The following is a 13,708-nucleotide window of genomic DNA, read 5'->3' on the forward strand; positions in this document are numbered from 1 at the left end:
CGCATAAAAAAGCCGCCCACAAGAGGCGGCTTTTTCACAACACGCGAATCTTACAACTTAGGACCCGCAGCTTTGATCGCATCGCTCACTTCAAACTTCTTGAAGTTCTCGATGAACAGACCAGCCAGCGCCTTCGCTGCTTCATCGTAAGCGGCCTTGTCGGCCCAGGTGTTACGTGGGTTCAACAGGCCGGTTTCAACACCCGGTACGGCCAATGGCACGTCGAGGTTGATGGTGTCGAGGTGTTCGGTTTCAGCACCGATCAACGCGCCGCTCTGGATCGCTGCGATCACACCGCGAGTGGTCGGAATGTTGAAGCGCTTGCCAACGCCGTAGCCGCCGCCGGTCCAGCCGGTGTTGACCAGGTAGACCTTGGAGCCGAAGCCGCGGATGCGCTTGATCAGCAGCTCTGCGTATTCGCCGGCTGGGCGTGGGAAGAATGGCGCGCCGAAGCAGGTGGAGAAAGTCGACTTGATGCCGCTACCCGACCCCATCTCAGTCGAACCCACCAATGCGGTGTAGCCGGACAGGAAGTGGTAGGCCGCTTGTTCTTCGCTGAGGATAGACACTGGTGGCAGTACGCCGGTCAGGTCGCAGGTCAGGAAGATCACTGCGTTTGGCTCGCCGCCCAGGTTCTTCTCGGAACGTTTGGCAACGTGCTCCAGCGGGTAGGCGGCGCGGCTGTTCTGGGTCAGGCTCACGTCGGCGTAGTCGGCGTGCTTGGCGTCGTCGATCACGACGTTTTCCAATACTGCGCCGTGCTTGATGGCTTTCCAGATAACTGGCTCGTTCTTCTCGGACAGGTCGATGCATTTGGCATAGCAACCGCCTTCGATGTTGAACACCACGCCTTCGCCCCAACCGTGTTCATCGTCACCGATCAGGTAACGGCTTTCGTCGGCCGACAGGGTGGTTTTACCGGTGCCGGACAGGCCGAAGAACAGGGTCACGTCGCCCGCTTCGCCGATGTTGGCGGCGCAGTGCATCGGCAGTACGTCGGAAGCCGGCAGCAGGAAGTTCTGCACCGAGAACATGGCTTTCTTCATTTCACCGGCGTAACGCATGCCAGCGATGAGTACTTTTTTCTGTGCGAAGTTGAGAATCACGCAACCGTCGGAGTTGGTGCCATCACGCTCTGGCACGCACTCGAAGTTAGCCACGTTGAGCACTTGCCATTCGTCACGGCCGGCCGGGTTGTACTGGGCCGGGTTGATGAACAGGCAACGACCGAACAGGTTCTGCCAGGCAGTCTGGGTGGTCATTTTCACAGCCAGGTAGTGGTCTTCGGCAGCCCCTACGTGAACGTGGGAAACGAAGTGCTCTTGCGCGTTGTTGAAAGCCTCGACGCGAGCCCACAGGGCATCGAACTTGTCGGCCGGGAACTTGCGGTTGATCGGGCCCCAGGCGATAGCGTCCTGGGTGGAAGGCTCTTCAACGATGAAACGGTCGACCGGCGAACGACCGGTGCGATGACCGGTTTCTACGACCAGTGCGCCAGTATCGGCAAGCACGCCTTCACCGCGCTGCAGGGCTTCTTTGACCAGATCGTCAACACTCAGATCGGTGTATACGGCGTTATTGGCTTGCGTCATGAGGTTCCCCGTCGGCCTATGGCCGAGTGCTCCAAACGTTTTGTAGTAGAAAGTTGCGCACTACTACCGCGAAAAAAGTGGGCCGGATTATGCCAGAAAAGCCCAAAAAGAGTAGGGCCCTCCCGTCAGAACACCTCTAATCCGGCATTTGTCAGGTGATTTACCTGTGCTTAAACGTTTTAGTGGCGGGTGTCGGATGGCGTGTCGATGCCTGCGCCAGCGAACAATTGAGTGACATCGGCAGCATCGAACAGGTAGCGCTGGTTGCAGAACTGGCAGTCGATCTCAATATTGCCACCGTGTTCCACCACCAGATTTTGCGCATCTTCGAGACCCAGGCTGACCAATGCGCTACCTGAACGCTCGCGGGAGCAACTGCAATGGAAGCGCAAGGTTTGCGCGTCGAACAGGCGCACAGGTTCTTCGTGGTAGAGGCGATGCAGGATGGTTTCGTTGTTCAAGCCCAGCAGCTCTTCGGCTTTCAGGGTGTCGGCCAGAGCGATGGTGTGCCGCCAGCTTTCAGCGCGATCGTCGTCGTCCTTGATGCGGTCGGCCGGCAATTGCTGCAACAGCATGCCACGGGCGCGTTTGCCGTCTGCGTTGAGCCAGAACTTGGTGCCGACTTGTTGGGACATCACGAAATAGTTAGTGAAGCAATCCGATAAGGTTTCGCCGTCGAGGTCGACGATGCCCTGGTAACGCTGGCCTACGGTCGGGTCGACGGTGAGCGCCAGGACGCCATTGGGCATCAGGTCCGCCAGCATGGCGTCCGGGGCAATCAGGTCAGCGTCATAACGGGCCAGGCCGCGGATTTCACGTTCGCTGGAGCACTCGATCATCAGCAGCGGGATCGGGCCTTCGGAGCGGGCCTGCAGGATCAGCAAACCGTCAAACTTCATGGTGCCGACCAGCAACGCCGCAGCGGCCATCAGCTCTCCAAGCAGTTGCGCGACCGGCTCAGGATAGGGGTGCTTGGCGAGGACTTCGGCGTAGCTGAGTTCCAACGAAACCATTTCGCCGCGGGCGTCGCTCTCGTCGAAGATGAAGCGTTGGGTGAAGTCGGTATCCGGTAGATCAGTCATAGGTCTGGGTATCTGAATTGATGACAAATTGATTACAAGGTTTATAGAATTAAACGCTTTAGCACCGTTTTGGTGCGAATTTCTCCTGGAAACAGAGAGTTTAAATAGAGCGAAGAGGGACAGTTTATGAACAATCCGGGTTTGTTCCAAGCCAAGTGGAACCTCCGGCGATGGGCTCTGTGCAATCTACTCGCTATCGCGCTGCTGTGTTTTTGGCTGTGGCCCACGGGCCAGATGCTCTGTGTGATTTTCGACGAGTGGCTGTTTCATCTGCTCAATGACCCTCTGGCCACTAACGCAACGTGGCTGCACATTTGGGCCGTGGCCAGTTTGCGACCGTTTGATGCGGTGGTCGGGGTGATCCTGCTGTCGCTGCTGGTTCGCGGCGACTGGGTGTTCAAGGCCGTACAGGTGCGTCAGGCGCTGTTAGGTTTTGTCGGCATTTTGTTGCTGCTGTTGTTTATCCGCATGCTGTTTTCCAAACTTGCGGCACAGATGGGCTGGCAGCACAGCAGCCCGTCGATGGTGATCGGCGGGGCCATTCAGATGAGTGATTACTTTCCTGGCCTGGAGAAGACCTGGGAGCTGAAGGACCGTTCGAGTCAAAGCTTCCCTGGGGATCATGCGTCTGTGCTGTTGATTTGGGGGATGTTCATGACGGTGTTCGCCAAGCGCATCGGCCAAGTGCTGGTAATCTGGGGCCTGGCGCTGTTGTTTATGATGCCGCGGCTGGTGGCAGGTGCGCATTGGGGGCAGGACGATTACATCGGCGGAGTGCTGCTGGCGCTGTTGGCGTTGGGCTGGGGGTATTACACGCCGTTTGCGGCAAAGGTGTCGGGCGCTTTGTTACACGTGACGACGCCGATCTTCGGGTTACTTGGCAAGCTGCCGGTGATCGGAGGATTGAGCGTCGTGCGCACATCCCCTTAACGCTGCAGGCCGAATAAGCGAGGGGGCTGGCTCCCTCCCTCATTCGGCTGGGGTTCTGCGCAATCAGTCATCACTGCCACTGCCGCGAAACTTGAAGAGATCGCGGCGTTGCTTCTTGCTCGGCTTACCATCGGTGGTCAGGCCTGAAGCCCCCGCCTTGCGCATCGCCGCAGCATTTTCGCGCTTGGCGATGCTAGCGTCGGTCTCGGTGTAGAGCGCCTGAGCTTCAGGTGCGCCACGACGCACGATGGAAAGTGCTTGGACCACAATGGTCTTTTCATCAAAACCGGTACGAATCTGAAACTCATCGCCGACGCGTGGCTCCTTGCCCGGCTTGCAGCGCTCGCCACGATGGTGCACCTTGCCACTCTCTATCGCCGCCTTGGCCAGGGCACGGGTTTTATAGAAACGCGCGGCCCACAGCCACTTGTCCAGGCGAACCTTTTCTTCCTCTTCCTGCTTTTGAGCCACTTGAATTCCTCGCTCTGAAAAATGTCGCAACTTTACCGTTGAAACCCTTCGACGCATAAACCTCAAGGCTCACCTAAGATACGCCAGGTAGCACCCTGTTTTCGCGAGGATACGCCGTGACCGACTTTCCCACTTCACTCACCTCGCCTGACCAGCGCTGCGTAGGCTGCCAGCAAAGCGAGCCCCTGGGTTTCGATTTTGCGTTTGCCTACCAGCCTATCGTAGACCTTCGGGACCATTCGATTTTTGCCCACGAAGCCTTGGTGCGCGGTACACAAGGCGAAGGTGCGTTGTCGGTGCTGAACCAGGTTAACGAAAGCAATCGCTACCGCTTCGACCAACGCTGCCGCACTCAGGCAATTGCCGGCGCAGCAGCCATGGGGATGCAAACCCATCTTTCCATCAATTTCATGCCCAACGCCGTGTACCGTCCGGAGTTGTGCATCCGCAGCACCCTGGAGGCGGCTCGCGCACACAATTTCCCTCTGAACAGACTGATTTTCGAGACGCTGGAAAGCGAGCATGTAGATAACTATCGCCATTTGACGAATATTCTGCGTGAATACCGCGAATTCGGCTTCAAGACCGCCATCGACGATTTCGGAGCGGGCTATTCGGGGCTGAATCTACTGGCCGATTTCCAACCTGACTTGATCAAACTCGACATGGCTCTGATCCGCGATGTGGACCAGGATCGTGTCCGTCAGGTGATCGTCCGGGGGATTGTCACAATCTGTGAGCAGTTGAACGTTACTGTCATCGCCGAAGGCATTGAAAGTGCCGGAGAGCGAGACTTTCTGTCTGACTGTGGAATATTTCTCATGCAAGGCTACTGGTTCGCCAAGCCCGCATTCAAAGCCCTGGCCGAGGTTTCACCGAAAGCTTGGGCTAATTGACCGGTTACCCATATTGAAGACATTTGACCATTTGACCGTTGTGGGTCTGCGTGAGTGGGTGGCACTTCCCGACTTGGGAGTGGCAGGCCTGCGCGCGAAGATCGACACAGGTGCCAGCACCTCAAGCCTGCACGCCACCGATATCGAACCCTTTGAGCGCGACGGTGAGAAGTGGGTGCGCTTCACTGCGCATCTGGGCAGTGTTGTGCAACTGCGCCACCGCCGCTGCGAAGCGCCTTTGGTGACGATGAAAACCATCAAGAGCTCCAACGGCCATGCGCAGGTGCGCTATGTGATCAGCACCACCCTGGCGTTGGGTGATCGGGTATGGCGGGTGGAGTTCACCCTGGCCTGCCGCAAGGCTATGCGTTACCGCTTGCTGCTGGGTTCCAAGGCGCTGATTGACGGCCAGTTGGTGGTCAACCCCGGCATCAAGTACGTTCAAGACAAGCCGGTGTTCCCGGTCTCTACTATTTCTGCCCCAGGTGCTGCATGAAGATTGCTGTGCTGTCGCGAAACCCGCGTCTGTATTCCACCCGCCGCCTGGTCGAGGCCGGCACCGAACGTGGCCACGAAATGGTGGTGATCGACACGTTGCGTGCCTATATGAACATTGCCAGCCACAAGCCGCAGATCCATTACCGAGGCAAACCGCTGGAAGGCTTTGATGCCGTAATCCCGCGGATCGGCGCTTCGGTGACGTTTTATGGCTGCGCGGTGCTGCGCCAATTCGAGATGATGGGGGTGTTCCCCTTGAACGAGTCCGTGGCCATTGCGCGCTCGCGGGACAAATTACGTTCGCTGCAACTGCTGTCGCGCCGGGGGATCGGCCTGCCGGTCACCGGGTTTGCCCACTCACCCGATGACATCCCGGACCTGATCGAGATGGTCAACGGCGCGCCACTGGTAATCAAGGTACTGGAAGGCACACAGGGGATTGGCGTAGTGCTGTGTGAAACCGCAACCGCGGCGGAGTCGGTGATCGAGGCATTCATGGGCCTCAAGCAGAACATCATGGTGCAGGAATACATCAAGGAAGCAGGGGGTGCGGATATCCGCTGCTTCGTGGTGGGCGACAAGGTAATTGCGGCGATGAAGCGCCAGGCCAAACCTGGAGAGTTTCGCTCCAACCTGCACCGCGGCGGCAGCGCCAGCCTGATCAAGATCACCCCTGAGGAGCGCATGACCGCGCTGCGGGCGGCCAAGGTGATGGGGTTGGCCGTGGCGGGGGTAGATATCCTGCGTTCGAACCACGGGCCGCTGGTGATGGAAGTCAATTCATCCCCGGGCCTGGAAGGTATCGAAACCACCACTGGCAAAGATGTGGCGGGGATCATCATTCAGCATCTAGAGAAGAATGGTGGGCCGAATATGACCAGGACCAAGGGCAAGGGCTGATAAAACGCAGTCTGTGGCACACGTAAACCAAATGTGGGAGGGGGGCTTGCCCCCGATAGCGGTGGATCAGCCAGCTTATTGGTAGCTGACCCACTGCAATCGGGAGCAAGCCCCCTCCCACATTTTGATCTGCGTTGTTTGTTAGACCGCGTCTCGGGGCAACATCAAGCCCAACGGTAAACGCACCCGCGCCTCAAGGCCGCCGCCTTCGCGATTACGCAACTCAACATTGCCACCATGCATCGAGGCAATTCGTCGCACGATCGCCAGCCCAAGCCCCGTGCCTTTGCCACCGCGTGCACGGTCCCCACGAGTAAACGGGTTGAAGATGCCCTCCAGTTCCGCCGGGTCGATCCCCGTGCCACGGTCCATCACACTCAGCACCACATAAGGTGCGGCGCTGTCGCCCGAAACGTACGCCGCCACTTCCACATCAGAGCCGGCGTGATGCAAGGCGTTGCCAATCAAATTGTTCAACAGGCGCTTCATCGACACACGTCGCAACGCAAACGGCTGGATCGGCTCAAGGCGCATCCGAACCTGTTCGCCGTTCTGGTTATAGGGCGCAACCACCTCGCGCACCAAATCCGTCAGGTCGACTTCCTCAACCACCTCATCGCGGCCATCGCGGATAAACGCCAGAAACTGATCGAGAATCGCGTCCATGTCCTCGATATCGCGGACCATGTCGTCGGTCAGATCGGTATGGTTGTCCATCAACTCCAGGGACAGTCGCAAGCGTGTCAGCGGCGTGCGCAGGTCGTGAGAGACACCGGCCAGCATCAACTCGCGTTCGCGCCCGGCCTGTTCGACATCCTCTGCCATCTGGTTGAACGCGCCGTATACCTCGGTCATTTCACTCGGTGTATCGCTGACCGGCAGGCGCACGCTACGCCCCTGACCCAATTGCCGGGCGGCAAACACCAATCGTTTAAGGGGTTGGTTGAGCTGGCGCACAAAGATCCACGCGGATGCTGTGGAAAGCAGCCCGATCGCCAAGAACCAGCCCAGCACGTTCCAGATCTTCTGCCCCCGCAAAGGATGAGGGTACAGCGGCACTTTCAGCCAGTCCTCACCCAGGCTCGGCGCACGTACCCACAATGCAGGAGACACATGCATACGCAGCCGTACTTCGGTGTCTTCACCCAGTTCGGCCTGCATTTGGCGCTGGTAAATCTCGCTGTAAGGCCAATGTTGCTCGCCCTCCGGCACACCCGCCCCCGCCACGCGCACCAGAGTGGCGGCCTTGGCAATCTTCTCGCGGTTCTCGGGATCGGCGGCCCAATAGGCGCGCAGCGTCAAAGCCACACCGTGGCTGTACTGTCGATCCACCAGCACATCTTCGTTCATCAGCAGATAAACCAGCGTGAGCGCTTTGGAAAACAGAACGACGATCAGCACCAGCCAAAGGGTGCGGGAGAAGAAACTTTGTGGGAACCACAGCGGGGTTTTCATAGATGAAAGCTGGACACCTTGCAGGAACGAGCGGCGCTCGCAGAATTGCAGACGCCGGGCATCCCGTCGACCCTCATGGAGTCAAACGCCAGGATGCCCGCCCTGCAAATCATCGATCACTTGGTTGCGGTGCCATCCGGCACAAACACATAACCCACGCCCCAGACAGTCTGGATATACCGTGGCTTGGAAGGGTCCGGCTCGATCATCCGGCGCAGACGGGAAATTTGCACGTCGATGGAGCGCTCCAGGGCGTCCCATTCACGACCACGAGCCAGGTTCATCAGCTTGTCGCGTGTCAGCGGCTGGCGAGCGTTCATCACCAGCGCCTTGAGCACGGCGAATTCGCCGGTGGTGAGCATGTGCACTTCATCGCCGCGCTTGAGTTCGCGGGTCGCCAGCGACAGTTCGTAGTCGCCGAAGGTAACGCTTTCGTCTTCGCTGCCTGGCGCGCCCGGTACTGGCGGTGCCTGACGGCGCAATACGGCTTTGACCCGCGCCATCAACTCATCCGGATTGAAGGGTTTGGCCAGGTAGTCATCGGCGCCCAGTTCAAGGCCCTTGATGCGGCTCAGCTCATCGCCCTTGGCGGTGAGCATGATGATTGGAATCTGATTGTTCGCGCCGCGCAGGCGTTTGCATGCGGTCAGGCCATCTTCGCCGGGCAGCATCAGGTCAAGTACGACCAGGTTGAATACTTCGCGCCCCAGGAGGCGATCCATCTGCTCGGTGTTCGGCACCGCGCGGGCACGGTAGCCCTTGGAATTGAAGAAACGCTCCAGCAGGCTGCTCAGCCCTGGATCGTCATCAACGATGAGAATTTTTTCGCCTTCAGCAGTTTGTGCAGTGCTGCTCATTAGATGCTCCTCTTATCTCGGCGCGCATTATGGCGTAGCTGTCGTTATACGCACCGTGTGCATTGTTAGCAGATTTTTCCTCAACTGCCAGCAAACCCGCGCCCTACAACCACCCGCGCAGTAGCCCTCAAGGACAAAACGCTGGTTATAATGCGGCGCCCTCATACAGGGCGACGTCAGATCGTTACCTTTTTACTGCCAAGCTTTTTTACCCGCTTGTCGCGATTTTTCCGATTTCGAGGGTCAATAGGCTGCCTCTTGACCCAGGCAGCGGCGCCAGTCGGGCCGCTCAACCAGCTGCGCAAGGCCTTGTTTTCCGGGCCTGCGAGCTGCTTCTAAGAATTTCAGGTGGTTTTATGGACAGCATCAACAGCCGCATCGCCGAGGAACTCGGTGTACGCCCACAACAGGTCGAAGCGGCCGTCGCTCTACTGGATGAAGGCTCCACGGTGCCCTTCATCGCCCGTTACCGAAAAGAAGTGACAGGCAGCCTCGACGACATCCAACTGCGTCACCTGGAAGAGCGCCTGCGCTACCTGCGAGAACTCGACGAACGGCGTATCAGCATCCTCGCCAGCATCGAGGAACAGGGCAAGCTGACCCCGCAGCTTGAGCGCGACATCAAGCTCGCCGACACCAAAACCCGCCTCGAAGACCTTTACCTGCCCTACAAACAAAAGCGCCGCACCAAGGGCCAGATCGCCCTCGAAGCCGGCCTGGGCGAACTGGCCGACGGCCTGTTCAACGACCCGTCGCTGACCCCGGACACCGAAGCCGCGCGCTTCGTCAACGCTGAAAAAGGCGTTGCCGATGTCAAGGCAGCCCTCGAAGGCGCCAAGTACATCCTCATGGAGCGCTTCGCCGAAAACGCCAGCCTTCTGGAAAAACTGCGTACCTACCTCAAGCAGGAAGCCATCATCAGCGCTCGCGTCATCGCCGGCAAAGAGGAAGAAGGCGCCAAATTCCGCGATTACTTCGAACACGACGAACCGCTCAAGAGCATGCCGTCCCACCGTGCACTGGCGATTTTCCGTGGCCGCAACGAAGGCATTCTCAGCTCCGCACTCAAAGTCGGCGACGAGCTGCCGGGCACCATGCACCCGTGCGAAGGCATGATCGGTCAACAATTCGGCATCCAGAATCAGAATCGTCCTGCTGATAAGTGGCTCGGTGAAGTAGTGCGCTGGACCTGGAAGGTCAAGCTCTACACCCACCTTGAAACCGACCTGCTGGGCGAATTGCGCGACGGCGCCGAAACCGAAGCGATCAACGTCTTCGCCCACAACCTGCACGACCTACTGCTGGCCGCACCAGCCGGCCCGCGCGCCACCCTGGGCCTCGACCCGGGCCTGCGCACCGGCTGCAAGGTCGCCGTGGTCGATGCCACCGGCAAGCTGCTGGACCACGCCACCGTGTACCCGCACGTGCCGCATAACAAGTGGGACCAGACCCTCGCGATTCTGGCCGCCCTGTGCGCCAAGCATTCGGTGGACCTGATCGCCATCGGCAACGGCACCGCCAGCCGTGAAACCGACAAGCTTGCCGCCGAACTGATCAAAAAATACCCAGCCATGAAGATGACCAAGGTCATGGTCTCCGAGGCGGGCGCTTCGGTGTACTCGGCGTCGGAACTGGCTTCCAAGGAATTCCCGGACCTCGATGTGTCGATCCGTGGCGCGGTATCCATCGCCCGTCGCCTGCAGGATCCGCTGGCCGAACTGGTGAAGATTGACCCTAAATCCATCGGTGTCGGCCAATACCAGCACGACGTGTCACAGCTGAAGCTGGCGCGTGGCCTGGATGCGGTGGTGGAAGACTGCGTGAACAAGGTTGGCGTGGATGTAAACACTGCCTCGGTCGCGCTGTTGGCCCGTATCTCCGGCCTGAACACCACGCTGGCGCAGAATATCGTCACTCACCGAGACGAAAACGGCGCGTTCAAAACCCGCGCCGCGTTGAAAAAGGTCGCTCGACTGGGCGAGAAAACCTTCGAGCAAGCCGCCGGTTTCCTACGCGTAATGAACGGTGACAACCCGCTGGATTCCTCGGCCGTTCACCCGGAAGCGTATCCGCTGGTGCAACGCATCGCCGCCGAGACCGACCGCGACATCCGTTCGCTGATCGGTGACGCTGCGTTCCTCAAGCGCCTGGACCCGAAGAAGTACACCGACGAAACGTTCGGCGTACCGACCATCACCGACATCCTGCAAGAGCTTGAAAAGCCTGGCCGCGACCCACGTCCTGAGTTCAAGACCGCCGAGTTCCAGGACGGCGTCGAAGACCTCAAGGACCTGGAGCTGGGCATGATCCTGGAGGGTGTGGTGACCAACGTGACCAACTTTGGCGCGTTTGTGGACATCGGCGTGCATCAGGATGGTTTAGTGCATATCTCCGCACTTTCGGAGAAGTTCATTAAAGACCCACGTGAAGCGGTGAAAGCCGGTGATGTGGTCAAGGTCAAGGTCATGGAAGTCGACATCCCGCGCAAACGCGTTGGTCTGTCGATGCGTATGAGCGACACCCCCGGCGAGAAAATCGACGGTGCCCGTGGCGCACGCCCAGGCTCGGCGCCGCGCCAGTCGCAGAACCGTTCCGAAAGCAGTCAACCGCGCAAGGAAACCGCAACCGCAGCGCCAAGCAACAATGCCATGGCCTCGCTGTTCGCCAACGCCAAGCAGTTGAAGAAACGTTGATGGAAATCCCGGCCGGTTTGACTCAGAGCGCCTTCAGCGAACTGATCGGCTGCCGTCTGCAACGCCTGGAAGAAGGCGTTGCCGAGGTGGCCCTGACCCTGGAGCCGCACCTGCGCAACCGCGCGGGCAAGCTCCATGGCGGGGCGATTTTCAGCCTGGTAGACATCACCATGGGGCTGGCCTGTTCCAGTTCCCATGGTTTCGACCAGCAGAGCGCGACCATCGAGTGCAAGATCAACTACATCCGCGCCGTGGAAGACGGGGATGTGCTGTGTACCAGCCGTGTGATTCACGCCGGCCGGCGCACCCTGGTGGTCGAAGCCGATGTGTATCAGGAGGAACGACTTGTCGCAAAAGCACAGGGCACCTTCGCTGTCCTATAGCTCACCACCCACGATTTGAGTTAATTTCGGCGCTGCGATAACGGCGTCGGAATTTTCCTGCTGCGCTATGGCCCAATTCATGGAGTGAAGTAGGCTTTTTTACCGCGGGTCAAATCGACTCACAACCAGGCGATCACGCCAGTTTTAACTTCACCCTTGTAGACCGTCCTGCCCACCCCCATATTGGGGCGACTGACGCGTGAAGGAATCCAACTTGAGCGAACTTCTCAACCGCCGCCTGGCTCTGCTCGGCAAGCGCGAACACCTCTCCCTGCTAGAGCAGTGCCTGCATGGCATCGAGCGTGAGTGCCTACGTGTCACGGGTGAAGGTCGCCTGGCGCAAACGCCGCACCCGGAAGCCCTGGGCGCCGCGTTGACCCACGAACAGATCACCACCGACTACTCGGAATCGCTGCTGGAGTTCATCACCCCAGCCCTGCCCAACCCGGCCGATACCCTGAGCAGCCTGGACAAGATCCACCGCTTTGCCTACACCAAGCTGGGCAGCGAATACCTGTGGAGCCCCTCGATGCCGTGCCCGTTGCCGGCCGAGGAAGATATTCCGATTGCCTACTACGGCACCTCCAATATCGGACAGCTCAAGTACGTGTACCGCAAGGGCCTGGCCCTGCGTTACGGCAAGACCATGCAGTGCATCGCCGGCATCCACTACAACTTTTCCCTGCCGGAACAGTTGTGGCCGTTGCTCAAGGAAACTGAAGGGTTCGTCGGCACCGACCGCGACTATCAGTCCACGGCTTACATCGCGCTGATCCGCAACTTCCGCCGTTACAGCTGGCTGCTGATGTACCTGTTCGGTGCCTCACCGGCCCTGGACGCGGGTTTCCTGCGCGGTCGCTCGCACCAGCTGGAAGTGCTCGACGCCGACACCCTCTACCTGCCCTACGCCACCAGCCTGCGCATGAGTGACCTGGGTTACCAGAGCAACGCCCAGGCCGGCCTGACGCCGTGCTACAACGACTTGGCGAGCTACACCGACAGCCTGCGCGAAGCGGTGGCAACACCCTACGCGCCTTACGTCGAAATCGGCACGCACAAGGACGGTGAGTGGGTACAGCTCAACACCAACATCCTGCAGATCGAAAACGAGTACTACTCCAACATCCGCCCCAAGCGCGTGACCTACACCGGTGAACGACCAATCCAGGCGCTGGTGGCACGCGGCATTCAGTACATCGAAGTGCGTTGCCTGGACATCAACCCGTTCTTGCCGATGGGCATCGACCTGCCCGAGTCGCGCTTCCTCGACGCGTTCCTGCTGTACTGCGCGCTGAACGACAGCCCGTTGTTCGCCAACAACGCGTGCGGCAATGCCACCGCTAACTTCCTCAGCGTGGTCAAGGAAGGTCGCCGTCCGGGCCTGCAATTGCAGCGCGACGGCGCGCCGGTGGACATGAAGGAATGGGCCACCGAGCTGTTGGAGAAGATTGCACCGTTGGCCGCCCTGCTCGATCAGAGCCATGGCATCAGCGAGCACAGCCAGGCGCTGGACGCCCAGCTTGCTAAGGTCAACGACCCATCGCTGACTCCTTCGGCGCAGGTACTGGCCGTGATGGCCGAGCGCAAAGAGAGTTTCGCGCAGTTCTCCCTGCATCAGAGCGAGTTGCATGCCGAGTATTTCCGCCGTGAGCCGTTGCCCGCAGAAGAGCAGGCGCGCTTTGAGGACCTGGCGCGCAAATCGCTGGCGCAACAGGCGGAGCTGGAGCAGAACGAAGTGGGCGATTTTGATGTGTTTGTGGGGTCGTACCAGGCCAGCATTCTCGCCATCAGTAACTAACTGAAGCCGAACCCGGCTCAAAATGTGGAAGGGGGCTTGCCCCCGATAGCAGAGCGTCAGTCACCCATCAGTGGCTGAGATACCGCCATCGGGGGCAAGCCCTCTCCCACATTTGCCCTCATCAAGCTCAAGACTTGCTTCAACCTTTCCCCA

12 protein-coding genes are annotated in these 13,708 nt (G+C 59.3%); 7 read left to right on the top strand and 5 right to left on the bottom strand.

The window, feature by feature from the left end:
• Nucleotides 1-50: 50 nt before the first annotated feature.
• Together AB4N82_RS08565 and hslO are read right to left on the bottom strand one after the other, a co-directional pair.
• The gene (locus AB4N82_RS08565) at nt 51-1,592 is read right to left on the bottom strand and encodes a phosphoenolpyruvate carboxykinase (RefSeq protein WP_032884949.1); all 1,542 of its coding nucleotides are present in this window, start codon (nt 1,590-1,592) and stop codon (nt 51-53) included.
• 179 nt (nt 1,593-1,771) lie between these two features.
• On the bottom strand, nt 1,772-2,674 hold the full coding sequence (hslO, locus tag AB4N82_RS08570) for an Hsp33 family molecular chaperone HslO (RefSeq protein ID WP_032884948.1): 903 nt from the start codon (nt 2,672-2,674) through the stop codon (nt 1,772-1,774).
• A 126-nt stretch (nt 2,675-2,800) separates the two neighbouring features.
• On the opposite strand from hslO, the gene AB4N82_RS08575 reads away from it, so the two are divergent.
• Nucleotides 2,801-3,604: a phosphatase PAP2 family protein gene (locus AB4N82_RS08575; RefSeq protein ID WP_122764501.1), complete on the top strand. Its 804-nt coding sequence runs from the start codon at nt 2,801-2,803 to the stop codon at nt 3,602-3,604.
• Nucleotides 3,605-3,667: 63 nt separating this feature from the next.
• Here AB4N82_RS08575 and AB4N82_RS08580 read toward each other — a convergent pair whose 3' ends face one another.
• Nucleotides 3,668-4,075 (bottom strand): RNA-binding S4 domain-containing protein, encoded by a 408-nt coding sequence (locus AB4N82_RS08580; protein ID WP_032884944.1) that lies wholly within the window; start codon nt 4,073-4,075, stop codon nt 3,668-3,670.
• Nucleotides 4,076-4,191: 116 nt separating this feature from the next.
• On the opposite strand from AB4N82_RS08580, the gene rimA reads away from it, so the two are divergent.
• The 3 genes from rimA to rimK are packed head-to-tail and all read left to right on the top strand — an operon-like array spanning nt 4,192 to nt 6,369.
• Nucleotides 4,192-4,971 (top strand): S6 modification regulatory phosphodiesterase RimA, encoded by a 780-nt coding sequence (rimA, locus tag AB4N82_RS08585; RefSeq protein WP_122682160.1) that lies wholly within the window; start codon nt 4,192-4,194, stop codon nt 4,969-4,971.
• 13 nt (nt 4,972-4,984) lie between these two features.
• Nucleotides 4,985-5,467, top strand: coding sequence for a retropepsin-like aspartic endopeptidase RimB (rimB, locus tag AB4N82_RS08590; RefSeq protein ID WP_032884940.1), 483 nt, complete (start codon nt 4,985-4,987; stop codon nt 5,465-5,467).
• Nucleotides 5,464-6,369, top strand: coding sequence for a 30S ribosomal protein S6--L-glutamate ligase (gene rimK / locus AB4N82_RS08595; protein ID WP_003171022.1), 906 nt, complete (start codon nt 5,464-5,466; stop codon nt 6,367-6,369). The genes rimB and rimK overlap by 4 nt, the downstream gene beginning before the upstream one ends.
• Before the next feature lie 141 nt (nt 6,370-6,510).
• Here rimK and AB4N82_RS08600 read toward each other — a convergent pair whose 3' ends face one another.
• Both AB4N82_RS08600 and ompR read right to left on the bottom strand, forming a co-directional pair.
• On the bottom strand, nt 6,511-7,824 hold the full coding sequence (locus AB4N82_RS08600; RefSeq protein WP_032884939.1) for an ATP-binding protein: 1,314 nt from the start codon (nt 7,822-7,824) through the stop codon (nt 6,511-6,513).
• 116 nt (nt 7,825-7,940) lie between these two features.
• A complete protein-coding gene (gene ompR / locus AB4N82_RS08605) occupies nt 7,941-8,681 on the bottom strand; it encodes an osmolarity response regulator transcription factor OmpR (protein ID WP_015373500.1) in 741 nt (246 codons plus the stop codon).
• Nucleotides 8,682-9,037: 356 nt separating this feature from the next.
• Here ompR and AB4N82_RS08610 point away from each other — a divergent pair, with 356 nt between their 5' ends.
• The 3 genes from AB4N82_RS08610 (at nt 9,038) to gshA (ending at nt 13,555) form a co-directional block, all read left to right on the top strand.
• Complete coding sequence (locus tag AB4N82_RS08610) at nt 9,038-11,374, top strand: Tex family protein (protein WP_095186289.1); 2,337 nt, start codon at nt 9,038-9,040, stop codon at nt 11,372-11,374.
• Nucleotides 11,374-11,757: a PaaI family thioesterase gene (locus AB4N82_RS08615; RefSeq protein WP_050442803.1), complete on the top strand. Its 384-nt coding sequence runs from the start codon at nt 11,374-11,376 to the stop codon at nt 11,755-11,757. The genes AB4N82_RS08610 and AB4N82_RS08615 overlap by 1 nt, the downstream gene beginning before the upstream one ends.
• 214 nt (nt 11,758-11,971) lie before the next feature.
• Complete coding sequence (gene gshA / locus AB4N82_RS08620; RefSeq protein ID WP_122764500.1) at nt 11,972-13,555, top strand: glutamate--cysteine ligase; 1,584 nt, start codon at nt 11,972-11,974, stop codon at nt 13,553-13,555.
• Nucleotides 13,556-13,708: the final 153 nt, after the last annotated feature.

Source organism: Pseudomonas sp. H1_D04, assembly GCF_054683855.1.

What these genes read in the sequence shown, in the direction of transcription:
- AB4N82_RS08565 (WP_032884949.1), bottom strand. Translation starts at nt 1,592, where the DNA reads ATGACGCAAGCCAATAACGCCGTATACACCGATCTGAGTGTTGACGAT.
- hslO (WP_032884948.1), bottom strand. Translation starts at nt 2,674, where the DNA reads ATGACTGATCTACCGGATACCGACTTCACCCAACGCTTCATCTTCGAC.
- AB4N82_RS08575 (WP_122764501.1), top strand. Translation starts at nt 2,801, where the DNA reads ATGAACAATCCGGGTTTGTTCCAAGCCAAGTGGAACCTCCGGCGATGG.
- rimK (WP_003171022.1), top strand. Translation starts at nt 5,464, where the DNA reads ATGAAGATTGCTGTGCTGTCGCGAAACCCGCGTCTGTATTCCACCCGC.
- AB4N82_RS08600 (WP_032884939.1), bottom strand. Translation starts at nt 7,824, where the DNA reads ATGAAAACCCCGCTGTGGTTCCCACAAAGTTTCTTCTCCCGCACCCTT.
- ompR (WP_015373500.1), bottom strand. Translation starts at nt 8,681, where the DNA reads ATGAGCAGCACTGCACAAACTGCTGAAGGCGAAAAAATTCTCATCGTT.
- AB4N82_RS08610 (WP_095186289.1), top strand. Translation starts at nt 9,038, where the DNA reads ATGGACAGCATCAACAGCCGCATCGCCGAGGAACTCGGTGTACGCCCA.
- AB4N82_RS08615 (WP_050442803.1), top strand. Translation starts at nt 11,374, where the DNA reads ATGGAAATCCCGGCCGGTTTGACTCAGAGCGCCTTCAGCGAACTGATC.